This window comes from Sphingomonas sp. PP-CE-1A-559, from assembly GCF_004340965.1.
Lineage (GTDB): Bacteria > Pseudomonadota > Alphaproteobacteria > Sphingomonadales > Sphingomonadaceae > Sphingomonas.
On the sequence record NZ_SLYA01000005.1, the window covers coordinates 43723 to 66436 of the forward strand.

Consider the following 22714-nt stretch of genomic DNA (forward strand, 5'->3'; position numbering starts at 1 on the left):
CTAAGAAGAATATTTCGCGCAGAGGCGCAGAGGCGCTGAGAGAGAGGAAGGGAGCAAGGCCTGACTTCTTGCTCTCCGCGCCTCTGCGCCTCTGCGCGAACAAGTTTCTGCCTGCGGCGCTCAACCTCTCTCCGCGTCTCCGCGTCGCCGCGTGAACCATCATGCGGCCTTAGCCACACTCAATGCCGCCGCGAGATCGAGCCGCCCGTCGTACAACGCCCGCCCCGTAATCACGCCCTCGACCCCGTCCCGCACATGCAAAGCCAGCACGTGGATCTCGGCAATCCCCTTGACCCCGCCGCTGGCGATAACCGGAATGTCCACCGACCGCGCCAGATCGACCGTCGCGTCGACGTTGCACCCCTTCAGCATCCCGTCGCGCCCCACATCGGTGAACAGCAGCGACGCCACCCCCGCATCCTCGAACCGCCGTGCGAGATCGACCGCGCTCGTCGTCGACACATCCGCCCACCCCTTGGTCGCGACCATGCCGTCCTTGGCATCGACCGCGACGACGATCCCGCCCGGAAAATCCTTCGCCACGCCGCGCACGAAGTCGGGGTCCTCCAGCGCCGCCGTCCCGATCACGACGCGCGAGACGCCCAGGTCGAACCAGCCCTCGACGCTCGCCCGCGTCCGGATCCCGCCGCCAAGCTGCACGTGCCCCGGAAACTGCGCGACGATCGCCCGCACCGCATCGCCATTGACCGAAGCCCCCGCAAACGCGCCGTCGAGATCGACCACGTGCAGATGCTCCGCCCCGGCATCTGCGAACAGCATAGCCTGAGCAGCAGGATCGTCGCCGTAGATAGTCGCCCGGTCCATATCGCCCTCGGCGAGACGCACCACCTGACCCGCCTTGAGGTCGATTGCGGGAAAGATAATCAGGCTCACGGCCGCCACTCCAGGAAACGTTCGAGCAAGGCCAGGCCGTAGCGCTGGCTCTTCTCAGGATGAAACTGCACGCCGATCATCGTGTCGCGACCGATCGCCGCGGTGACCAGGCCGGCATGGTCGGTCGTCGCAAGCACGTCGGCGCCTTCGAACGCGAAGCTATGCAGGAAATACGCCTCGCCCGGCTCGATCAGCGGATGCGCTAGGGAAGGAACGACATCGTTCCAGCCCATATGCGGCACCTTCGCCTCCATAGTCCCCGGCTCCAGTCGTCGCACGCGCCCGGCGACCCAGCCAAGCCCGGCATGAGTCCCCATCTCTTCCCCCGCATCGGCCATCAACTGCATGCCGACGCAGATCCCGAGAAACGGCGCACCCTCGTCGCGAACCCGCCGGTTCAGCGCCTCGACCATCCCCGGCACCGCGCGCAAAGCCGCCGCACACGCGCCATACGCGCCGACGCCCGGCAAAACGATCCGGTCAGCCTTCGCCACCACGTCGGCATCCGAAGTCACGACCAGATCGACACACCCAGCAGTTCGTAATGCGTTTTCGACCGAATGCAGATTGCCAGCGCCGTAATCGATCAGGGCGAGCGTCAAATTCCCCTCCCGCTTGCGGGAGGGGTTAGGGGAGGGAGTGACATAGCCACGAGTCCGACGATCGAGGTCAGGCCCTCCCCCGACCCCTCCCGCAAGCGGGAGGGGAGCATCAGAGAATCCCCTTGGTCGACGGAATCGCGTCGGCCTTGCGCGGATCGATCTCGATCGCCGCCCGCAGCGCACGCGCGACGCCCTTGAACGCCGCCTCGGCGATGTGGTGGTTGTTCGAACCGTACAGCGTCTCGACGTGCAGCGTGATCCCGGCCGCCTGCGCGAAGCTGTGGAAGAAATGCTCGAACATCTCGGTATCCATCCCGCCCAGGCGCTTCTGCGAGAACAGATCCTTCCACACCAGCCACGGCCGCCCGGAAATATCCAGCGCCACCCGCGTCAGAGTCTCGTCCATCGGCGACAGCGCATCGCCGTACCGCGCGATGCCGCGTTTATCGCCGAGCGCCTGCGCGAACGCCTGGCCGATCGCGATCCCGGTATCCTCGACGGTGTGGTGCTCGTCGATGTGCAGGTCGCCCTTGGTCCGCACGCGGATGTCGATCAGCGAGTGACGCGACAATTGTTCGAGCATGTGATCGAAGAAACCGACCCCGGTCTCGACGTCGTATACGCCGGTCCCATCGAGGTTCACGGTGACGTCGATCGCCGTCTCGGCGGTGGAGCGGGTGATCGTGGCGGTGCGCATGCCACCTCCCATAACGTCCGCCACGACGCATGCAATCTTGACCGGCATCCGAATGACGCTACCCAAGGGACATGACCGATGGACTGCCCGATAGCCTGATTCCGTACGACGAGATCGTACAAGAAGCCCTGCGTGCCGTGGTCGGCCGCGTGCTCGGCTCCGTCGCGGAGGCTGGTGGGCTCCCCGGCGAGCATCATTTCTACATCACCTTCAAGACGCAGGCGCCCGGCGTCGACATCCCCAAGCGGCTGATCGAGCGCTTCCCGGACGAGATGACGATCGTCATGCAGAACCGCTACTGGGACCTGATCGTCGACGACGAGCGCTTCTCGATCGGGCTCAGCTTCAACCAGGTGCCGTCGAAGCTGGTGATCCCATACTCGGCGATCACGGCGTTCCAGGATCCGGCGGTAAGCTTCGAACTCCGCTTCCAGGCGCAGGAAGGTGCGGAAGACGCACTCGGCGACCACGACGAAGCGGAAAACGACGGCCCGACCGCGGTCCCGATCGAAGACGGCTCGAACGTCGTAGCCGTGGATTTCAAACGGAAGAAGTGACCCAAACTCCCTCGCCCCTACGGGGAGAGGGAAGGGGCCCGCCGCACTTGCGGTGGGAAGGGAGAGGGGCCTGAGGCTCGGAACTGAACCCCAAAACCCCTCACCCTTCCGTCGCCTGCGGCTCCTCCCTCCCTCTCCCCGAAGGGGCGAGGGACCCACGCAAGCTCCGGAAGGTTCTCCCCGCATGACCACCCGCACAGAAACCGACACGATCGGTCCGATCGAAGTCCCCGCTACCGCCTATTGGGGCGCCCAGACCGAACGCTCGATCGAGAATTTCCCCTTCGCCCCCCGCGAACGCATGCCGATCGAGATCGTCCATGCGCTCGCGCTCGTCAAACAGGCGGCCGCCCGCGTAAACCGCTCCCACGGCCTCGACGAAAAAATCGCCACCGCGATCGACTCCGCCGCACAGGAAGTCATCGACGGCAAGCTCGACGACCAGTTCCCGCTCGTCATCTGGCAGACCGGCAGCGGCACGCAGTCGAACATGAACGCCAACGAAGTCATCGCCGGCCGCGCGAACGAGGTCCTCACCGGCACCCGCGGCGGCAAGTCGCCCGTCCACCCCAACGACCACGTCAACATGAGCCAGTCGTCCAACGACAGCTTCCCGACCGCGCTCCACATCGCCGCCGCGATCGCCACCACTAACCGACTCATCCCCGCGCTCGATAAGCTCCACGCCGCGCTCGACGCGAAGGCCAACGCCTGGGACGACATCGTCAAGATCGGTCGCACCCACCTCCAGGACGCGACGCCGCTGACGCTCGGCCAGGAATTCTCCGGCTACGCGAACCAGCTCTACCGCTGCCGTCACCGTATCGAGCCCGCGATCAGTCACGGCATGGTCATCCTCGCGCAGGGCGGCACCGCGGTCGGCACCGGTCTCAACGCCCCCGCCGGCTTCGGTGACGCGATCGCGCATGAACTCGCCGAGATCACCGGCCTGCTATTCGCCAGCGCGCGCAACAAGTTCGAGGCGCTGGCGTCGAACGACCCGCTCGTCCACCTCTCCGGCACGCTCAACACGCTGGCGGTCGCACTGACCAAGATCGCCAACGATATCCGCCTGCTCGGCTCGGGCCCCCGCTGCGGCTTCGGCGAGATCGACCTCCCCGCGAACGAGCCCGGCAGCTCGATCATGCCGGGCAAGGTCAATCCCACCCAATGCGAAATGCTGACGATGGTCGCCGGCCAGGTAATGGGCAACCACGTCGCGGTCACCGTCGGCGGGATGCAGGGCCATCTCGAGCTGAACGTGTTCAAGCCGCTGATCGGCGCCAATGTCCTCCGCTCGATCGACCTGCTGGCGACGGCGATGGAAGGGTTCGCGGAGCGCTGCGTCGACGGCATCGAACCCAATCGCGGGCGGATCGCGGAACTGCTCGACCGCTCGCTCATGCTGGTGACGGCGTTGGCCCCGGAGATCGGCTACGACGCCGCTGCGAAGATCGCCAAATACGCGCACGCCGAGGGACTGACGCTGAAGGAAGCAGGCCTAGCGCTCGGCCTGGTCGACGCCGAAACCTTCGACCGCGTTGTCAAACCCGAATCGATGCTCGGCCGCTAACGCCCGCATCGCTCCGCCCTCCTTCCGTTCGTGCTGAGCGAAGTCGAAGCACCCCCGCTTGGGGCACACCCTTCGACTTCGCTCAGGGCGAACGGGTGTGGGTTGGAACTCAATCGCCCCTCGCGCGCTAACCCGCCACACGGACAGGAGAAATTACGTGGGCGCAACGACCATAGGCGCGCTGATCGGCGCAGGCATCGACTCGCTCAGCGGCGACGACGGCAACGCGGACGGCGCGATCATCGGTGCGATCACCGCCAACGTACTCAAGATCGTCGTGCCGCTAGCCGTGACTTACGCGATCGGCTGGGCAGTGCTGCGCGGTGCAGCGGAACTCAAAGACCAGGTTTTCGGAGAGTCAGAAGCATGATCGGACGTATTATCAGTGCATTGGTCGGCCGCGAGATGGGCCGTCGCGACGGTTCGGGCGGCGCCTCGGGCGCAGTAAAGGGCGTCGTGGCGATGGGCCTGATGCGCCGCATGGGCCCGCTCGGCATGATCCTCGGCGGCGGTTATGCAGCCAAGAAGGCCTACGACCGCAACAAGGCGCGCAAGGCCGGCTATTAATCCGCCATCGTAATACCACGCGCGGGCCGCGCATGGGTTGACGCCCATATGCGGTCCGCGGCAAGGGCGCGCATGCCCCACACACTTCCGTCCGACCCGCATGGTTTCCGTCGTCGCGGAGTCCTGTTCGTCCTGTCCTCGCCGTCCGGTGCCGGCAAGTCGACCATCGCGCGCAGATTGCTCGCGGACGAACATGAACTCGAAATGTCGGTCTCGGTCACGACCCGGTCGGTGCGACCTGGCGAAGTCGACGGCAAGGATTACCATTTCACCGATCTCGAGGGCTTTCGCGACATGGTCGCGAAGGACGAGTTTCTCGAATGGGCGCACGTCTTCAACCACCGCTACGGCACGCCGCGCGCGCAGGTCGAGGAACTCCTCGCGGCCGGCAAGGATGTGCTGTTCGACATCGATTGGCAGGGTGCCCAACAGCTGTTCCAGATCGCCGGCGGCGACGTCGTCCGCGTCTTCATCTTCCCGCCGTCGATGGAGGAGCTGCACCGCCGCCTCACCAGCCGCGGCACCGATTCGGAAGAGGTTATCGAAGCCCGCATGTCGCGCGCGGCGAACGAGGTGAGCCACTGGGACGGCTATGACTACGTGCTGGTCAACGACGACGTCGACAGCTGCATCCGCGGCGTGAAGACGATCCTGGCCGCTGAGCGACTCAAGCGCTCGCGCCAGACCGGGCTGATTGGCTTCATCCGCCGCCTGACGCGCTAGTCTTCCCCCCTCCCTGAAAGGGAGGGGCCGGGGGTGGGTCGGCTGCTGGGGGATCGTCGCGTCAGCCAACAGGCCGACCCACCCCCAACCCCTCCCTTCCAGGGAGGGGGGCTAAAGCAGTCCCAGAAACGTCACCCCAACTCCAAACTCCTTGCGCTTCAACTCGCGCAACTGAGTCGCCTGCCAGTCCTCGCCCCACATCTCGACCGACCAGTCCTCGTCGATCCCCGCGGCAGCCCAGGCCGCGTCTGCGTCGATCTCGCCCTCGATCAGCGCCAGCCCGATCACCAGCGACCCGGTCAGCGTCACCACCGGCGACAGCCCGGCCAGCCGGAAATCGTCATACGCGGCGACCGCCTCATGCAGCCGCGCGATCGTCGCGTCCGGTTGCGCGACGTGCATCACGCCCGCCGTCACCGCGAACGTCACGTCATACCGCCCCCGCGCCCACGCCAGCAGCGGATCCCAAGACGCCGCCTGTCTCTCGACGAGCAGCGGCGGCCCCTCCGCGCGGTAGCAGAGCAAATCGCTCTCGCCATACGCCGCCAGCCGCGCGGCAAACTGCGCAGGGTCGTTCGCGATCGGATCGGTCGCCGCATTGGCGAGCCCGGTCAGCGGCATCGTCCGCGGATCGATCGTTTCCCCGACCGCGCGCCATTCCGCCGCGACCGCCTCGGCCAGCGCATCGCTCGGCAACGCGAGCGGCCGCCGCCCGGGCGTCCGCACCGGCTTGCCGTCGAGCGTCACCACCTGGTCAGCATCGATCGCAACGTTTGTCCAGAACCGCTTCACGCTTCAGGACTCCGCCAGCGATGTGCAAGACTGCGTGGCACGATCGCGATCATCGCCATCGCCGACAGCACGATCGCCGTCCCGAGAATTTTCGGCCCGAGATCATGCGCGCGCGCGATCAGGATCAGCCCGAGCAGTGCGCCCGCGACCCCCGCCAGCCGTACACCGACCAACACGAACCAGCGTCGCTGCGCCAGCTTGTCCGCATCGGTCATCGTGGCGCCACCATATGCAGCAGGTCCGGCACCGTTGTCGCGACGACGTCCGCCCCCGCGTCTGAAAGCTCGTGCACGTCGTGATACCCCCATGCGACCCCGACGGCGCGCACACCGGCCGCGCGGGCCATCGCCATGTCGAAGCTCGTATCGCCGATCATCGCGGTCGTCTCCACGGCAGCACCTGCCTCCGCGATCGCCGCCAGCAGCATCGCCGGATCGGGCTTCGACGGATGCCGGTCAGCGGTCTGAAGCGTCACGAACCGATCGGTGATCCCGTGCGCGGCGAGGATATGCGCGAGACCCCGGTCCGACTTCCCCGTCGCCACGCCGAGCAGCCAGCCGTCTGCGGCGAGTGTCTCGATCACCTCGGCAATCCCGTCGAACAACGGCTCGTCGGCCAGCTCGCCACTCGCCCGCATCGCATGGAACGCGTTCTTGTAGTCGGTGGCGAGCGACCGGTGCAGCGCCTCGTCCGCCTCCGGCAACAGCACCTGCATCGCCTCGACGAGACTCAAGCCGACGATCCGCCGGATGTCCGCGCGGGGCGGCGGGATCAGGCCGGCGCCCTCGAAAGCGCGTTCGCACGCGACGCAAATATTCGCCTGGCTGTCGACAAGCGTCCCGTCGCAATCGAACACGGCAAGACGGATCATGAGATTTTCCAACGCATCGCCGCCTCGTAGATCACGCATGCACGAGAGGGAACGCCAAACCGGAACGCGCTCGCCTACGAACGGTTCGTGTCGGATACCTCTGGAGACTCAACGATGGCGCACGCACAGACCGACACTCCGAACATCTGGGCCGCCGCCGCTGCGGGTCTGGTCGCAGGTCTCGCCGCCTCGTTCGTCATGGATCGCTTCCAGGCCGGCGTCGCCGCGCTGTCCTCGTCCGAGAGCGATGCCGAGCCCGCGACGGAGAAGGCGGCGGACAAGGTGTCGCAGTTGGTGGTCGGCCACGACATCCCCGACGATCGCAAGCCGCTCGCTGGGCAGGTCGTGCATTATGCGCTCGGGGCAGGGCTGGGGATCGCCTACGCGGTGGCAGCGGAATACCGGCCTTCGGTGACAGCCGGCTACGGCACCGCGTTCGCTGCGGCGACGACGGCGTTGCTCGACGAGGCGGCGGTGCCGGCGGCGGGTCTCGGCGACGCGCCGTGGAACACTGCACCGACGACGCATCTGTATAGCGCGGCGTCGCATATCGTGTTCGGGACGGTGACGGAGGGTGTGCGGCGGTTGCTGCTGGGGTGGCTGAAGTAGGGCGCTACCTGCGCTCACCTAGTTCCCCCGCGAAGGCGGGGGCCCAGGAATCAAGTAGCTCTACGGTCGTGGCCCTGGACCCCCGCCTTCGCGGGGGAACGGAACGTGCCGATAACCCACCGCCAACCAGTGCCTCCACCCCGGCGAAGGCCGGGGCCCAGTTGGAAAGGTGGCAATAACGGAGCGCTGCCCTTCGTTAGCAACGTCCCCCAACTGGGCCCCGGCCTCCGCCGGGGTGGGGCAGTATGGGAAGGCTGAGCGCACAGTTTACCTACTTAACCCTCTCCCCTCGGGGGAGAGGGGAGGGGCCCGCGGCCGTTTGGCCGTGGGAAGGGTGAGGGCACGTTAAGCGGCAGTCACCAATTACCGAGTCCCAGGCCCACTCCGAGGCCCAGGCTTCCCAGCCCCACCCGGACGCCCGCGCCCAGCAGGCTTGGCGCCTTCAACCCGAGGCCCGCTCCGCGGCGCCCCGAACTTCGACCCAGCCCCGGTCCGAGGCCCACCCGTCTTCGGCGCAGGCTTGCCCGTCGCCTTCTCCTCGACAACCCCACGTCCACGCCGCTCACCTTTACGGTCTTTCCGCACCGACTTCGCATGCGCCTTAGCCCGCGACTTCATCTGCTCGCGCGTCGGCGCGGTCTTCTCGTCGAGCACCAGGTCGTCGCCCAGCTTCTCCTCGAAGCCCAATTGCTTGAGGCTCTCGGCGAAATGCGTCGGCAGTTCCGCGGTCACGTCGATCGATCCACCATCCGGATGATCCACCTTGATCCGCCGAGCATGCAGATGCATTTTCCGCGAGATCCCGCCGGTCAAAAACGCCGCAGCCCCGCCGTATTTGCCGTCGCCAACGATCGGATGCCCGATCGCCGCCATATGCACGCGCAACTGGTGAGTCCGCCCCGTAAACGGCTGCAACTCGACCCACGCAGCCCGGTTGCCCGCGCGCTCGATCACGCGGTACCGCGTCCGCGCCGGCGCACCCTCGGCCTCGTCGACGTGCATCTTCTCGCCGCCGGTGCCCGGCTGCTTCGCGATCGGCAGCTCGATCATGCCGTCCTCGATCGACGGCACGTCGACCACCAAAGCCCAATAGACTTTCCGCGCGGTCCGCCCCGAAAACGCCTTGGCGAAGAACGCCGCAGCCCGCGACGTCCGCGCCACCAGCAGCGCGCCGGACGTATCCTTGTCGAGCCGGTGGACCAGCTTCGGCCGCCCCTCGTTGTCGTACTGAAGCCCATCGAGCAGCCCGTCGACATGCTGCGTCGTCTTGGTCCCCCCCTGCGTGGCGAGACCTGGTGGCTTGTTCAGCACGAACGCTTGGAAATCCTTGTGGATGACCATGGACTGCGCGAGTTCGGTTTCCTCGTCCGACAGGATCACACGTTCGCGGACGCGCCTGGGCTTGTCGACGTCGGCGGCGGCCTTGTCGGCCTCGGGCGGTGGCACGCGGAGCATCTGGCCCGCCGCGATCCGGTCGCCCGGGGTCGCACGCGCGCCGTCGACGCGGAGCTGCCCGGTGCGCGCCCACATCGCCACCGTCGTGAAGCTCGTATCCGGCAGATGCCGCTTGAACCATCGGTCCAGCCGGATGCCGTCATCGTCGAACCCGACGTTGAACTCGCGGAAACCCGTATCGCTATCGCTTTTGCCCGCAGTCATGCGACGGCCCTTACTGCGGAGAGACCCGCGAACAACGCGGCGACCGAACCGATCACCGACACCAAAACATACCCGAACGCGACGCCGATCGCGCCGCGTTCGATCATCGTGACGACGTCCAGCGAGAACGCCGAAAACGTCGTGAATCCCCCCAACACGCCTACGCCAAGCAACAGCCGCCACGTTTCCGACGCGGTATTGCGGGCAAGCACGCCAACCAGCACGCCCATCAGCAACCCACCGATCAAATTCACAGCGAGCGTACCAAAGGGATAGTCAGGGCCGAGCAACGACAGCATCGCGCGGCCAGTCAGATAGCGCGCGCCGGACCCGACCGCACCACCGACCATGACATAGAGAAGGGGAAGCATTCTCGCGCCCTAGCGTGAATCGGGCAAAACTGAAAGGTGGGGTTGGTGGGTAGGGGTGTGCGCTTCGTCAGGATTACTTCGAGATCACCGTGTGAGCCTGTCCCAAAGTGTTTCCCCGCGAAGGCGGGGACCCAGTCTGGGTTCCCGCCTTCGCGGGAGAACAAGGAGGGAAGAGATCCCGCTACCCCAGCACGCCACCACTCCAATCACCACCACCCCGGCGAAGGCCGGGGCCCAATTGGGGGACGTCGCTAACGGAGCACGGCGCTCAATTACATTAGCCTTTCCAATTGGGCCCCGGCCTCCGCCGGGGTGGTGCCTCTAGCTGGCGAACTCACCGCCCAGCGTTGGAAACCAGATCCACATCGCTCCCGCCACCAGCCCGCGCCGTCACATACACCACATAAGCGTCGTTCCCCCGAACCCCGCCCAGCACATGCTGCTTGCCGTCCGTGCTATGCCCAGCCGAATACCCAGCCGCAGTCGCCTTCGTGAAATACCAGTCGAGCATCTTCTGCATCGGCGCAGCGCTCGCGAAACTCACCACGCGCAACCGACACCCGTCCCGATCTGCTCCAGCAGCCTCGGTCAGACGCGCCGCCGGATACAGCGGCAGGTCCGCCGGCAACCGGTTAGCCCACCCCGCCGAATAGCCGATCTTCTTCGCGCAAGCCCCCGCATCCGGCGTCGTCTGCCGCTCCGCCAGTGCCCCCAGCGTCAGCGCGCCGTTCGCGGTCTTGCACTCCGGACAGTCGTTTGACGCCGCTGGCGCGCGCTTCAGCGTCCGCGGATCGACCGGATCGGCCTTCAGAGGACCTTCCGGCGGCACCGCGCCACTATCCGGCCGAGGCGGCGGCCGCACCGCGTCGGTATTCGACGACTGTGCCAACCGGGGATCGACCATGATCTGTCCCCCCAGCGACGACGTCAGCGCCGGATCGCGCACCGCGCCGTTGGTCAACTCGGCATCGAGGCTGTTGAGATCCTGCTGGTCAGTCGACGACCGTCCGCACGCGGCTAGCGCGAGCGGCAAAAGGATCAGGGCGGGGCGCAAGGGTAAAGTCATCACCGCCATCCTATGCGCGCCCGCTGATGAAGAAAGCGTTTTCCACACACCCTCGATCCTCCCCCGCCAAGGGGAGGTGGCTGGCGCTTGCCAGACGGAGGGGGAGGCACGCGCCAACGACTGTTTCGTATCCTCCCCCTCCGTCACCTTCGGTGCCACCTCCCCCTGGCGGGGGAGGATCGTAAGGGCCCGCCAAGTCTTGCCCGAACCGGCGCGACTCGCCATGTTCACCTTATGCTGAACATCGTCTCGATCCTCATCGGCCTTGTCACTTTGGTGCTTGGCCTCGTCGCGTTCATCCCGCTGCTCGGCTGGATGAACTGGCTCGTCATTCCGATCGGCATCGTCGGCGCAGCGGTCGGCGCGCTGTCGTCGAGCAACGGCGGTCGCAACCTCAACATCGTGCTGATCATCATCTTCGCGCTCCGCCTCAGCCTCGGCGGCGGGATCATCTGACGCAAGAAGGGCCCGGCGTTTCCACCGGGCCCTCCTGATTGCGAAGCGTACCAGCTGTTATGCGGCGAGCGTGTGCTCCAGCGTGATCTCGGCGTTGAGCACCTTCGACACCGGGCAGTTCGCCTTGGCATCAGCGGCGATTGCCTCGAACTCTTCCTTCGAGATGCCGTCGACCTTGGCGTTCAGCGTCAGTGCCGACTTGGTGATCTTGAACCCGTCGCCGTCCTTGTCGAGCGTCACCTTGGCGGACGTCTCGAGCGTGCCGGCCTCGTAGCCCTTGCCGGCGAGCGCGAAGCTCAGCGCCATCGTGAAGCACGATGCATGCGCGGCCGCGATTAGCTCCTCGGGGTTGGTGCCGGGCTCGTTCTCGAACCGCGTGTTGAAGCCGTACGGGCTGTCGGACAGCACGCCCGACTGGGTCGAGACATGGCCCTTGCCGCTCTTGCCGAGGCCTTCATACTTTGCCGAACCGCTGCGTGTGGTCATCGTTTTGATCCTTCATCGGACAAGAAAAAAGGCGCCGTGGTTTCCCACGACGCCCTTCCACAACGCGCAACTATCGAAATAGCGGCATTGATTTAGCCGATGAGTGTCAGCGGCAACGACGGTTGTTGTTGCTCGTGCCCTTGTCGATCGCGCGACCGGCGAGGCCACCGAGAACGGCGCCGCCCAGCGTGCCGACCGTGCGGTCGCCGCGCGTGTCGACCGTGCGGCCGAGCAGTGCGCCGCCGACGCCGCCGATGATCGTGCCGGTCGTGCCGTTGTTCTTCTTGCAATAGACGCGGCCGTCACGACCACGCCATTCGCGACGATCGCGCGCATCTGCGGCCGAAACCGGCACGAGGACGGTCGGCAGGACCATTGCGCTGAGGCCCATGGCCAGAACGAACTTACGCATCATGTAACTCCCTAGTGAATTGATCTGCTGGTATAACGAAGCCGCTATAGCGCCAGTTGCATGAACCAAAAACAACACCGCGTTCATGCTGGCGTTCATCTTCGCGGCCGGCATCGGGGCGTTGCTATCAACAGCCGGCGGGCATCATTCCGCGGTCCCGCTTTACGCTGGATGGCAGGCCGGTTACGCCGCCGCGATGTTGCCCGTGCCCTTGCCCGTCGAGATCCTCCCCGTCGCCGCGCCCTGGTTCGACTTGGCCGGGCTCGCGGTGTTCGCCGCGTCGGGTGCGCTCGCCGCGGCCAAGCGCGGCCAGACGTTCGTGACGCTGGTGTTCTTCGGGCTCATCACCGGTGTCGGCGGCGGCACGGTGCGCGACCTGCTGATCGGCGCACCAGTGTTCTGGGTGCATGACGCGCGCGCCGCGAGCGTGTGCCTGGGCGTGGCACTGCTGATCTGGGTGACGCCCGAGCGGTGGTGGAAGGACGAGGCGCTTGGCTGGTTCGACGCAGTCGGGCTCGCGGCGTACGCTGTGTACGGCGCGGCGAAGGCTTTGGGGTATGGCGTGCCACCCGTGCCCGCGGCGCTGATGGGGGTGATGACCGCGTGCGTCGGCGGTATCATCCGCGATGTGCTGGCGGGTGAGCCGTCGATCCTGATGCGGCCGGAGCTGTACGTGACCGCGGCGGCGCTGGCGGCGGCGAGTTATGTAGGGCTGGTGCTGCTGGGGGTGCCGCTTGCCTTGGCAGCGGTGATCGCCGCGAGTGCGGGGTTCACGCTGAGGGCGGCGGCAATCCGCTTTCATCTAGCGCTGCCTGCGTACGGTGGACGGCGCTAACTCATCAAGTTTGCCGCGCAATAACCTTGTGTCCCCGCGAAGGCGGGGACCCAGTCTGGGCTCCCGCCTTCGCGGGAGAACAAGGTAGAGCCGGCCAGCAGTTGGACTTGAACGGACAGCCCGATCTAGCTCGTTCTGATGCTGAGGCTGGTCTCCGTCGGTTGGCAAAGCACTACCCAATACCCCAAACCACCCCGGCGAAGGCCGGGGCCCAGTTGGGGGACATCGCTGATGTGCGTTGCGCTCCGTTACGCCAGCTTTCCCAACTGGGCCCCGGCCTCCGCCGGGGTGGTGGCCTCCGCCGCGGTGGCGTCGCTTTGACTACGGTCACGCCATCCAGAGGAAGCTCTACCCCCGCACAACCCCAACATCCGCAAACCGCTTCGGCTCCACCGGCGGCACCGCGGGCTCGTTCAACTCACACTGCCAATGCCCGACATCGATCCACTGCCCGTTCTTGTAGCCGACCTCGCGGTACACTCCCGCCCGGCGAAACCCGACCGCCTCATGCAGCTTGATCGACGAATCGTTCGGCAACGCAATCGCCCCGATCGCCTGCGTAAACCCCTGAGCCCGCAGCGTATCGATCAGCGCCTCGTACAACAGCCGCCCCGCACCCTGACGCTGCGCCGCATCCGCGACATACACCGTGGTTTCGCACGCGAACCGGTACGCCTCGCGCTTGTGGAACGCCGACGCATACGCATAAGCCAGCACGCCGCCCTCAGAGCCGATCGTCGCGACCAGCCACGGGTACAGCCCGTCCGACGCCGCCATCCGCGCGCGCATCTGCCGCGCATCGGGCGCTTCGGTCTCGAACGACACCGTCCCGACCAGCGCGTGCGGCGCATAGATCGCCGCGATCGACGCAGCGTCCTCGGGGACCGCCGCCCGGATGACGATCCCGCCTCCGTTGCCAGTTGCGGGGATCGCCATCAGAACCCGATCCGTGCCAGCAGCAGGTCGAGCAGCTTGGCATCGCCGATACCCGAAGTCGTCGGCCCCATCCCGCCGCACTCCAGGCAGCGTGCCTGAATCGAACCCGACGTCGCCAGCCGCTTCATGTCACCGACCGCCCGCGCAAGCATCTGGCGCCGGTCCGCCGCAACGTGCGCGAAGGCATCGCCGCCACCCGCATCATCGTCGCCATCATTGCCGAAATCCTGCGCGATCGTCGCGAGGAAGCCCGGCTTCTTCTCCAGATACTCGGCATGGATCTTCGCCGGATCGAGTTTGGCGCGCTTGGCGGCCTCGTCGATCGCGTCCTGCAACGTGCCGAACCGGTCGACCAGACCGATCTGGCGGGCAGTGCCGCCATCCCAGACGCGGCCCTGGCCGATCTCGTCGACCCGTGTCGGCGTCATCTTCCGCGATGCCGCCACGCGCGAGACGAACTGGCGATACCCGTTCTCGATCCCCGCCTGAGCGATCGCATCGAACATCGGCGTGGTGCCGCCGGTGATGTCGGGCTGGCCGGACAGCGGCGTGGTCTTCACGCCGTCGCTGGTCACGCCGATCTTGGCGAGCGCGTTCTCGAACGTCGGGATCACCCCGAAGATACCGATCGAGCCGGTGATCGTGCCGGGCTCGGCAAAGATCACGTCGGCCGGCGTCGACACCCAGTAACCGCCGCTCGCGGCCAGCCCGCCCATCGATACGACCACGGGCAGCTTCTGCCGCTTGGCTTCGAGGATCGCGAGCCGGATCTGCTCCGATGCCATCACCGACCCACCCGGCGAGTCGACGCGTACCACCAGGGCCTTCAGCGTCTTCTTGGCGAGTCCGTCGAGCACCGCCTTCTCGATCGTCTTGCCCGCCGCCTTGCCGGGGCCGCTCTCGCCGTCGACGATCTCGCCGGCGATGGTCAGCACGCCGATCGCGTCGCCCACGGTGGGGAGGGGGTTGGCCTTCACCCACGCGTCGTATTTGATCGCGGTGTAGTTGCCCGCCGGCTTGTTCGCGTCGCTGCCGGCGATCTCCGCCACGCGCCGCCCGAAGCTGGTCCGATCGCCGAGCTTGTCGACGATGCCCGCGCGCAGGTTTGCCTCGGCGATGTTGCCGTTCGATGCGAGAATGACCTTGTCCGGCGCGGTCATGAACTGCGCGAGCTGCGCCTTGGGGCGTGCTTTCGCGACGGCCTCACGCCACTGCGCGAACAGCGTGCCGTACAGCGCGGTACTCGCCGCCTTCGCGTCCTCGCTCTGGTCCGCCCTCGTGTAGGGCTCGACGAACGACTTGTAGCGGCCGACGCGGTAGACGTGTGCATTGACGCCGAGCTTGTCGATCAGGCCCTTGTAATAGAGCTGGTTGCCGCCCGGCCCCATGAAGATCGTGCCACCCAGCGGGTTCACCCAGATCTCGCTCGCGTTGGCCGCAAGGCGATAGCCGCCATCGGTGTACGCGGTCGCATAGGCGAGCACCGGTTTGCCGCTCGCACGCACCCGCGCCAGCGCATCGCCGACTTCGCCGAGTGCTGCGGGATACGCGCCGCCGAAGCTGTCGAGATCGAGCACGACCACCTTCACGCGCGCATCGGTCCGCGCGGTGTCGATCGAGCGCACCACGTCGCGCAGGCGGAACTGCCGCGTCCTGCTCTGCCCGGAAAGTGCTGCGAACGCGGCCTGTTCCTCGGGCTGCTCGACGATCGAGCCGTTCAGGTCGAGCACCAGCGCGCCGTCCTTGATCGCCGTGGTGCTCTGCCGCGCGTTGAGCGCCGCGAAGATCAGCCCGAAGAACAACAGCATCGCAATCAGGACGAGCGCGTCCTTGATCGCGACGAGGAGCTTCCACACGCCCCGCACGAGCCGCCATTTCCGCCGCGGCGGGCGGGCAGGATCGACATAGGAGGGGGCGTAGGACGGCGCAGCGGTATCGGTCATGGCAGGAGAGCTAGAGCAACGGGGCGCACAGGTAAATGCCCTGTATTACGGCGCCAACACAGGAGCGGTTCCAGTCCCTAGGTCTACCCCAACCACCACGCAGTCCCCCTCCCGCCTGCGGGAGGGGCTAGGGGAGGGAAGTCCCACAAGCACCCTCGCGAGAAACCCCTCCCCCGACCCCTCCCGCAAGCGGAAGGGGAGCAGAAAGACAGTTCCGCCTAAGTGTTCTCCTGCGAACGCAGGAGCCCAGGATACCAAGCGCCGCCCTCCGTCACCCTGGACTCCTGCGTACGCAGGAGAACGGCAGCGTGCTCAGCAGCACGACTATCGACCCTTCAGCCACGACGCCCGAAACTCACGCCCGCCCGAAAAAATTTCGCTCCCGGAACCTTTGACATGCCGCACCCCGAGGCACATATGCCGTCCGTTGGCACTCGATAACCTCGAGTGCCAGAAATCTGTCACAATCCAAAAGGACATGGACCCCATGAACTTTCGTCCGTTGCATGATCGCGTGCTGGTGAAGCGCCTCGAAGCCGAAGAGAAGACGGCTGGCGGCATCATCATCCCCGACACCGCCAAGGAAAAGCCGCAGGAAGGCGAAGTCGTCGCCATCGGTACCGGCACTCGCGCCGAGAACGGCACGATCACCCCGCTCGACGTCAAGACCGGCGACAAGATCCTGTTCGGCAAATGGTCGGGCACCGAGGTCAAGGTCGACGGCGAAGACCTGTTGATCATGAAGGAATCGGACATTCTCGGCATCGTCGGTTGACCCGACGGGCTCGGGATCGTCGGCGTCATGCTGACGTGAACGGGCCGAGAAAGGCTGGCCGCGAATTCCGCGCCAGCGTCTGCACTTCCTGTACTTCACTTTTTTGAAAGGGCAGCTGACATGGCTTCCAAGGACGTAAAATTCGGTCGTGACGCGCGTGAGCGCATCCTCCGCGGCGTCGACATTCTCGCCGACGCGGTCAAGGTGACCTTGGGCCCCAAGGGCCGCAACGTCGTCATCGACAAGAGCTTCGGCGCACCGCGCATCACCAAGGACGGCGTCACCGTCGCCAAGGAGATCGAGCTCAAGGACAAGTTCGAGAACATGGGTGCGCAGATGCTGCGCGAAGTGGCCTCGAAGACCAACGACATCGCCGGTGACGGCACCACCACCGCGACGGTTCTGGCGCAGGCGATCGTCCGCGAGGGCATGAAGTCGGTCGCAGCGGGCATGAACCCGATGGACCTGAAGCGCGGCATCGATCTCGCCGTCATCAAGGTCGTCGAGGACGTCAAGGCGCGTTCGAAGCCGGTTTCGGGTTCGAAGGAAGTGGCGCAGGTCGGCATCATCTCGGCCAACGGCGACCGTGAAGTCGGCGAGAAGATCGCCGAAGCCATGGAGAAGGTCGGCAAGGAAGGCGTGATCACCGTCGAGGAAGCGAAGGGTCTCGAATTCGAGCTCGACGTCGTCGAGGGCATGCAGTTCGACCGCGGCTATCTGTCGCCGTACTTCATCACCAACCCCGAGAAGATGACCGTCGAGCTTCAGGATCCCTACATCCTGATACACGAGAAGAAGCTGTCGAACCTGCAGGCGATGCTCCCGATCCTGGAAGCGGTCGTTCAGTCGGGTCGTCCGCTTCTGATCATCGCCGAGGACATCGAGGGTGAGGCTCTGGCCACGCTCGTCGTCAACAAGCTGCGCGGCGGCCTGAAGGTCGCAGCGGTCAAGGCACCGGGCTTCGGCGATCGTCGCAAGGCGATGCTTGAGGACATCGCGATCCTGACCAAGGGCGAGATGATCTCGGAAGACCTCGGCATCAAGCTCGAGACCGTCACGCTCGGCATGCTCGGCACCGCCAAGCGCGTCACGATCGACAAGGACAACACCGTCATCGTCGACGGTGCCGGCGATCACGACACGATCAAGGGCCGCACCGAAGCGATCCGCCAGCAGATCGAGAACACGACCAGCGACTACGACAAGGAGAAGCTCCAGGAGCGTCTCGCCAAGCTTGCTGGTGGCGTTGCCGTGATCAAGGTTGGTGGCTCGTCCGAGGTTGAGGTCAAGGAGCGCAAGGATCGCGTCGACGACGCGCTGCACGCAACCCGCGCAGCCGTCGAAGAAGGCATCGTCCCCGGCGGCGGTACGGCTCTGCTGTACGCAACCAAGGCGCTTGATGGCCTCGAGGGTGCGAACGACGACCAGACGCGCGGTATCGATATCGTCCGCAAGTCGCTGACGGCTCTGGTTCGCCAGATCGCGCAGAATGCGGGTCATGACGGTGCGGTGGTTTCGGGCAAGCTGCTCGACGGCAACGACACGTCGATCGGCTTCAACGCCGCGACCGACACGTACGAGAACCTGGTGGAAGCCGGCGTGATCGATCCGACCAAGGTCGTCCGCACCGCGCTGCAGAACGCAGCATCGGTCGCAGGCCTCCTGATCACGACCGAAGCGGCCGTGAGCGAAATGGCCGAAGACAAGCCCGCCATGCCCATGGGCGGCGGCGGCATGGGCGGCATGGGCGGCATGGACTTCTGATCCGCAGGGCGGCCGTAGCCAATCTGGCTACGGACTCGCCCAAGGACGGCCGGCGGGTCGACGGCGCAAGCCACCGATCCCGTCCGACGAAAGCAGCGGCTTCGCCGATGCTCGGTTCCAGCCAAACACCGACCAAAGCAAAGGGCCGGGGAGCAATCCCCGGCCCTTTGTTTGTCCGCCGACAAGTGGTAAAACACACCCATGCGGCACGATCCCCTCTACAAGAAGATCACGGTCGACGAGTTCCTCGCAATCGACTTCGGCACGGACCGCAAGTTCGAGCTGGTCGACGGCGTCATCCGCATGATGACCGGCGGCACCCCCGCGCATTCCCGCGTAGCCACTAACATCCTCGTATTCCTAGCCGGGAAGCTCCGCGGTACGGGATGCCGAGCGTACAACTCCGACATGGGTGTGCGGGTCAATGACACCGATCTGCGCTACCCCGACGTCAGCGTCTTTTGCGGGAATCCGGCAACTCGCGAACGCGAAGAACAGCGCGTATTCAACGATCCCCAAGTGATTTTTGAAGTTCTCTCCGGCTCGACCGCGAAGGTAGATCAAGGCGCAAAGCTCGCCGAATATCGCGAACTCGCATCGGTCGACACCATCGTCTTCGCCGACCCCGAAAACGAACTGACCCGCGTCGTCCAGCGCCTCGGACCAACGACCTGGCGCGACGACGTGTTCGCTCAGCCGCACGACGTGATCTTGCCGTCACTAAACCTGACGATCCCCCACACCGAAATCTTCGCGCGCGACTGAAGCCGCTACTTCGCTGCCGCAGCCCCCTCCGCGGCAATCTGGTCCAGCGCACGCCACACCACCGGCGCGATGTGGCTCAAGTCGAAGCTATGATACGCCTCGCCGTCGATCGGCACGACCAACGCCTTGCCACCAGCCGCCGCGCGCAACCGCTCCGCTGCGGCGAACGGCACGACCTCGTCCTTGCGGCCGTGCATCACCAGCACCGGCACCGTCACGCGACGAATAGCCGCAAAATTGTCGAACGCCGCTGCATACAGGCCACGCTCCAGGCCAGGCACGAACCGCTCGAAAGAGTCGAACGCGCCGAGTGTCACGACCCCGTCGAGGCATTTTCCAGCCGATGTATCCGCAGCCACGTGCAACGCCACTGCGGCGCCGAGTCCGTCACCAAACAGGAAGTGCTTGCCGTCTGGCACCAGCCGTTCCGCCAAATCCACGAACGCGCGGCCACCTTGGTACAGTCCGCGTTCGTCCGGAACACCCGGATTATCGCCATAGCCTCGATACGACGCGACGAGCACGCCGCGGCCGTCACGCGCGAAGGCCTGCGCTGCCTTCGCCGCGATGTCGCGATTGCCCGCACGTCTTGGGACATAGATCAGCACCGCGCCGCCCGGTGTTTCCGGCGGCCAGAACCAGCCCTGCAAATGAACTCCGTCAGCCGCGATTGCTTCGACCAGCCTCGGCGTCCGTCCGGTCCATGTCGGCGTCGTTGCGAGCGGGGCAGGCTGGTACAGCGAACGGCCAACCGGATTGACGCAACCGGCGAGCATCGTGGACAGTATCGCCGCCGCAATCAGTGGAAATCCGCCCCGCCTTAGGCGTTGCTTTTCCTCCACGCGAAGGCCCAGCCTGGCGTTTGCCGCAGCATCGATCATCGCACCCTCTCTATTTGCGCCGATACTAAGATCTGCTCGTCGATTGGGCTCCAGAAATTCTTTCCAATTCAGGGGTTTGTAATTCAGTTTCCTCCGCTCTCACGCGGAAGGTGCAACGGTCATGGGTTCGCGCTACCATCGCGCCATGACCGCAGGACGCATCGATCAGTTGACCGAAGCCCAACGCGCCTGTCTCCGGCTCGTACTGACCCATCACAACTCGAAGGAGATCGCGCTGATCGTCGGCGTATCGCCGTCCGCGATCGACAAGCGGATCGAGCGTGCGATCCAGATCTTGGGCGTCGGCACGCGGTTCGAGGCGGCCCGTCGGCTGCAGGACCACGAGCGCGGTGGGGCCGACGACGCCCTGCTCGTCCGCGACCGCCTTCCGTCCTACCCTGACGTCCGTGCCGAGCCAGCATCACCTTCCGAACCGACCGCCGCATACGAACGGCTACCATCCGAACCACTCGACGTTCCCCCCGGCCTCTCCAAGCCTGCAAGTAGTGATCAGAGCGAGCCGCGGGGGTTTGTTCGCCGCTTCCTCGGGTTATCCGGTGGCAGCGGATCGACGGGGGTGGCGCGCAACCGGTTTTCGATCGGCGACAGGATATTTCGACTGCTCGCACTCATGGGACTGATCGCCGTCACGTCGATGGCGGTCGTCAACATGGCGATGACGTTGACGACGCTGTTACGCTCGAACCGAGATCAGAGCGCTCCCGTACACGGCGCCGCAACGTCGGTGCCCAGGGGAGGAATTTCGATGTTGAGAGAACGCCGCCGCGCTGCCGACAGGGTAGCCAATGACTTTCTCGAAGCAGAGGCTGCGGTCGACAAGGCCGCGATGCTCACCGCTTCGTGCATGGCGACGCTGATGCAGCAACGCGTCGCTGCTAACCTGCCGCTCGGCACCGGCGCCGCGGCGTTGCAGATGGTTTCGCAGGCGTCGTTCGAGATGGTCGCCGTCCGGCAGCGCTTCATCGAAGCGCACCGTGCGTTGGTCGATGTCCGAACCGAGATCGGTCTCGGCCAGTTCTACGGCTACGGCGATACCGCGGAATGCCCGCCGAACGAGGGCGCACTGCGGCTTGCAACCGACTTCGACGCCCCGGTTCATCTGGCCGCGGTCGCCTGAACGACCGACTGACGGTCCTGCGGAGGTAAGAGTTGGATCGGGTCTGGGTTTTCTACGCGATACAGTTGACCGCATCCGGCTATGCGCTCTTCAGGGGCGGGGCGCCGGAGCGGTTGACGGGCCTGGCCCTGTTGCTGGCAGCGCTCTCCACCAGCGTCATTCAGCGCGACATTCCGGTATTGTTCGCCGGAATGGAGGTCGGTGTCATGGTCGTCGACCTGATCCTGCTCGTCGTGATGATCATGATCACGTTGCATGCCGATCGCTTCTGGCCAGCCTGGGTCACCGCGCTCCACGCATTGGGGACGGGGGCTCATCTGGCCAAGGCGGTCAGCCCCGATGTCATCCGGCTCGTCTATGCCGTCCTCTCTGCCGTCTGGAGCTATCCCATCGTTCTGCTTCTCGTGATCGGGACGGTCAGGCATTCGCGGCGGATCCAGGCGCAGGGCTGGGATCTCGACTGGAGCCGTCAGGACCGCACGATCCGATAAGCGAATTCGGAAGACGTTTATGACCTACGCACTTGCCATGGCGCCGATCAACATCGCCAAGCGCGCGACGCCGTTCGCCGTATCGGATACCGTTCTGGTCGATATGGCCCGGCGGCTGTACGAACTCCGCAAGGTCCGGGATGCGATGCTCGGCGACGCGCTGTTCTCGGAACCTGCCTGGGACATCCTGCTCGACCTGTTCATCTCGGAACACGAGCAGCGCCGGCTGAGCGTCTCGGCGGTCTGCATCGGCGCGCGGGCGCCATCGGCCACCGCGCTACGCTATCTGACGATGTTGCAGGATGCCGACCTGGTCGAACGCATTCGCGACGCGCGCGACGGCCGCCGATCGCACGTTCAGTTAACCGCGCTCGGTCGACTGCGCATGACGAACCTGCTGGGTCGCCTGATCGACGCGTAGCCGGGCAGGAAAACGCTCAGGGCAGGTCGCCTCAGAGAGACCGAACCTGCCCTTCGTCGGGCCCTAACGTGCCGCCGCCGGCTGGTGTGGCGTCACGATCTGTGCGGTGCGCCTAGTTGGTCGCGGTTGACTTTCTGTGTGATGCGCCCGGGCGGTCGCGGCTGACTTGACGTCGGGGCCTTCGCCTGGTGGCGCATCGGCCAGCGCGATCGAGCGAAATGATGATCCGGACGATGTTCGGCGCATACGGCTCGATCGCGACGAGGCTTCCGTTTTAGGTCGCGCGTTGCGAGCGGATCGGCCTTCGCCTGCATCATGAGTGCCGACGTCAGGCACGTGCCCGTCAACAAGAAGCGCGCGGCAGAAAGGAGGGGCGGCATAGGATCGCATCTTGCGTCAGCACCGGCTGCGCAGGCGCCGTGCTCATGCG

General features: G+C 65.7%; 28 protein-coding genes. 14 read left to right on the forward strand and 14 right to left on the reverse strand.

The features are described 5' to 3' along the window. Positions 1–159: 159 nt before the first annotated feature. The 3 genes from hisA to hisB form a co-directional block, all read right to left on the reverse strand. Positions 160–894: a 1-(5-phosphoribosyl)-5-[(5-phosphoribosylamino)methylideneamino]imidazole-4-carboxamide isomerase gene (hisA, locus tag C8J42_RS15330; protein WP_133020765.1), complete on the reverse strand. Its 735-nt coding sequence runs from the start codon at positions 892–894 to the stop codon at positions 160–162. After that, positions 891–1496, reverse strand: a complete 606-nt coding sequence (gene hisH / locus C8J42_RS15335; protein ID WP_133020767.1) for an imidazole glycerol phosphate synthase subunit HisH — start codon at positions 1494–1496, stop codon at positions 891–893. The genes hisA and hisH overlap by 4 nt, the downstream gene beginning before the upstream one ends. Before the next feature lie 109 nt (positions 1497–1605). After that, entirely contained in the window at positions 1606–2193 is a 588-nt protein-coding gene (hisB, locus tag C8J42_RS15340) for an imidazoleglycerol-phosphate dehydratase HisB (RefSeq protein ID WP_133020768.1), read from the reverse strand. Positions 2194–2264: 71 nt separating this feature from the next. Between hisB and C8J42_RS15345 the strand changes: the two genes are divergently transcribed. From C8J42_RS15345 to gmk, 5 genes are all read left to right on the forward strand, one after another. Then, positions 2265–2750, forward strand: coding sequence for a ClpXP protease specificity-enhancing factor SspB (locus C8J42_RS15345; RefSeq protein ID WP_056489744.1), 486 nt, complete (start codon positions 2265–2267; stop codon positions 2748–2750). A 184-nt stretch (positions 2751–2934) separates the two neighbouring features. Beyond that, the gene (gene fumC, locus C8J42_RS15350) at positions 2935–4323 is read left to right on the forward strand and encodes a class II fumarate hydratase (protein WP_133020769.1); all 1389 of its coding nucleotides are present in this window, start codon (positions 2935–2937) and stop codon (positions 4321–4323) included. A gap of 157 nt (positions 4324–4480) precedes the next feature. After that, positions 4481–4693: a hypothetical protein gene (locus C8J42_RS15355; protein WP_056052081.1), complete on the forward strand. Its 213-nt coding sequence runs from the start codon at positions 4481–4483 to the stop codon at positions 4691–4693. Then, positions 4690–4890: a hypothetical protein gene (locus tag C8J42_RS15360; protein WP_056052077.1), complete on the forward strand. Its 201-nt coding sequence runs from the start codon at positions 4690–4692 to the stop codon at positions 4888–4890. Before C8J42_RS15355 ends, C8J42_RS15360 begins: the two co-directional genes overlap by 4 nt. 72 nt (positions 4891–4962) lie before the next feature. Continuing rightward, complete coding sequence (gene gmk, locus C8J42_RS15365; RefSeq protein WP_056489738.1) at positions 4963–5613, forward strand: guanylate kinase; 651 nt, start codon at positions 4963–4965, stop codon at positions 5611–5613. 111 nt (positions 5614–5724) lie between these two features. Here gmk and C8J42_RS15370 read toward each other — a convergent pair whose 3' ends face one another. From C8J42_RS15370 to C8J42_RS15380, 3 genes are read right to left on the reverse strand one after another with little or no spacing between them, the layout of a single operon-like run. Further along, the gene (locus C8J42_RS15370; protein WP_133020770.1) at positions 5725–6405 is read right to left on the reverse strand and encodes an ATP12 family protein; all 681 of its coding nucleotides are present in this window, start codon (positions 6403–6405) and stop codon (positions 5725–5727) included. Next, a complete protein-coding gene (locus tag C8J42_RS15375; RefSeq protein ID WP_133020771.1) occupies positions 6402–6620 on the reverse strand; it encodes a hypothetical protein in 219 nt (72 codons plus the stop codon). Before C8J42_RS15375 ends, C8J42_RS15370 begins: the two co-directional genes overlap by 4 nt. Further along, positions 6617–7276: an HAD-IA family hydrolase gene (locus tag C8J42_RS15380; protein WP_133020772.1), complete on the reverse strand. Its 660-nt coding sequence runs from the start codon at positions 7274–7276 to the stop codon at positions 6617–6619. Before C8J42_RS15380 ends, C8J42_RS15375 begins: the two co-directional genes overlap by 4 nt. Before the next feature lie 114 nt (positions 7277–7390). On the opposite strand from C8J42_RS15380, the gene C8J42_RS15385 reads away from it, so the two are divergent. Next, a complete protein-coding gene (locus tag C8J42_RS15385; protein ID WP_133020773.1) occupies positions 7391–7885 on the forward strand; it encodes a DUF1440 domain-containing protein in 495 nt (164 codons plus the stop codon). A gap of 363 nt (positions 7886–8248) precedes the next feature. Here the strand turns inward: C8J42_RS15385 and C8J42_RS15390 are convergent, their stop codons facing one another. The 3 genes from C8J42_RS15390 to C8J42_RS15400 form a co-directional block, all read right to left on the reverse strand. Continuing rightward, positions 8249–9544, reverse strand: coding sequence for an RluA family pseudouridine synthase (locus C8J42_RS15390; protein ID WP_133020774.1), 1296 nt, complete (start codon positions 9542–9544; stop codon positions 8249–8251). After that, complete coding sequence (gene crcB / locus C8J42_RS15395; protein WP_056489728.1) at positions 9541–9915, reverse strand: fluoride efflux transporter CrcB; 375 nt, start codon at positions 9913–9915, stop codon at positions 9541–9543. Before crcB ends, C8J42_RS15390 begins: the two co-directional genes overlap by 4 nt. Before the next feature lie 334 nt (positions 9916–10249). Next, a complete protein-coding gene (locus tag C8J42_RS15400) occupies positions 10250–10981 on the reverse strand; it encodes a hypothetical protein (protein ID WP_243644491.1) in 732 nt (243 codons plus the stop codon). Between the two features lie 234 nt (positions 10982–11215). On the opposite strand from C8J42_RS15400, the gene C8J42_RS15405 reads away from it, so the two are divergent. Beyond that, positions 11216–11437, forward strand: a complete 222-nt coding sequence (locus C8J42_RS15405; RefSeq protein WP_093398685.1) for a hypothetical protein — start codon at positions 11216–11218, stop codon at positions 11435–11437. A 57-nt stretch (positions 11438–11494) separates the two neighbouring features. On the opposite strand, the gene C8J42_RS15410 is transcribed toward C8J42_RS15405, so the two are convergent. Next, positions 11495–11923: an OsmC family protein gene (locus C8J42_RS15410; RefSeq protein WP_133020776.1), complete on the reverse strand. Its 429-nt coding sequence runs from the start codon at positions 11921–11923 to the stop codon at positions 11495–11497. 106 nt (positions 11924–12029) lie between these two features. Then, positions 12030–12335, reverse strand: a complete 306-nt coding sequence (locus C8J42_RS15415) for a glycine zipper 2TM domain-containing protein (protein WP_056489725.1) — start codon at positions 12333–12335, stop codon at positions 12030–12032. 196 nt (positions 12336–12531) lie between these two features. Here C8J42_RS15415 and C8J42_RS15420 point away from each other — a divergent pair, with 196 nt between their 5' ends. Further along, positions 12532–13170, forward strand: a complete 639-nt coding sequence (locus tag C8J42_RS15420; protein WP_056066054.1) for a trimeric intracellular cation channel family protein — start codon at positions 12532–12534, stop codon at positions 13168–13170. A 348-nt stretch (positions 13171–13518) separates the two neighbouring features. On the opposite strand, the gene C8J42_RS15425 is transcribed toward C8J42_RS15420, so the two are convergent. Together C8J42_RS15425 and sppA are read right to left on the reverse strand one after the other, a co-directional pair. Then, the gene (locus tag C8J42_RS15425) at positions 13519–14106 is read right to left on the reverse strand and encodes a GNAT family N-acetyltransferase (RefSeq protein WP_133020777.1); all 588 of its coding nucleotides are present in this window, start codon (positions 14104–14106) and stop codon (positions 13519–13521) included. After that, complete coding sequence (gene sppA, locus C8J42_RS15430; RefSeq protein ID WP_133020778.1) at positions 14106–16049, reverse strand: signal peptide peptidase SppA; 1944 nt, start codon at positions 16047–16049, stop codon at positions 14106–14108. Before sppA ends, C8J42_RS15425 begins: the two co-directional genes overlap by 1 nt. A 487-nt stretch (positions 16050–16536) precedes the next feature. Here sppA and groES point away from each other — a divergent pair, with 487 nt between their 5' ends. The 3 genes from groES (at position 16537) to C8J42_RS15445 (ending at position 19353) form a co-directional block, all read left to right on the forward strand. Then, entirely contained in the window at positions 16537–16824 is a 288-nt protein-coding gene (gene groES / locus C8J42_RS15435; protein ID WP_056052039.1) for a co-chaperone GroES, read from the forward strand. A 120-nt stretch (positions 16825–16944) separates the two neighbouring features. Continuing rightward, on the forward strand, positions 16945–18588 hold the full coding sequence (groL, locus tag C8J42_RS15440) for a chaperonin GroEL (protein ID WP_056065680.1): 1644 nt from the start codon (positions 16945–16947) through the stop codon (positions 18586–18588). Between the two features lie 201 nt (positions 18589–18789). After that, positions 18790–19353, forward strand: coding sequence for a Uma2 family endonuclease (locus C8J42_RS15445; RefSeq protein ID WP_133020779.1), 564 nt, complete (start codon positions 18790–18792; stop codon positions 19351–19353). A gap of 5 nt (positions 19354–19358) precedes the next feature. On the opposite strand, the gene C8J42_RS15450 is transcribed toward C8J42_RS15445, so the two are convergent. Next, positions 19359–20129 carry an alpha/beta hydrolase gene (locus C8J42_RS15450; RefSeq protein WP_133020780.1) on the reverse strand — a complete coding sequence of 257 codons (771 nt, stop codon included), beginning with the start codon at positions 20127–20129 and terminating at the stop codon, positions 19359–19361. Between the two features lie 250 nt (positions 20130–20379). Here C8J42_RS15450 and C8J42_RS15455 point away from each other — a divergent pair, with 250 nt between their 5' ends. Genes C8J42_RS15455 through C8J42_RS15465 form a run of 3 tightly spaced genes read left to right on the forward strand, consistent with a single transcriptional unit; the run spans position 20380 to position 22284 of the window. Continuing rightward, positions 20380–21372, forward strand: coding sequence for a sigma factor-like helix-turn-helix DNA-binding protein (locus C8J42_RS15455; RefSeq protein ID WP_133020781.1), 993 nt, complete (start codon positions 20380–20382; stop codon positions 21370–21372). 32 nt (positions 21373–21404) lie between these two features. After that, positions 21405–21863: a hypothetical protein gene (locus C8J42_RS15460; protein ID WP_165895511.1), complete on the forward strand. Its 459-nt coding sequence runs from the start codon at positions 21405–21407 to the stop codon at positions 21861–21863. Between the two features lie 19 nt (positions 21864–21882). Then, the gene (locus tag C8J42_RS15465) at positions 21883–22284 is read left to right on the forward strand and encodes a winged helix DNA-binding protein (RefSeq protein ID WP_133020783.1); all 402 of its coding nucleotides are present in this window, start codon (positions 21883–21885) and stop codon (positions 22282–22284) included. The last annotated feature ends 430 nt before the right edge of the window (positions 22285–22714 follow it).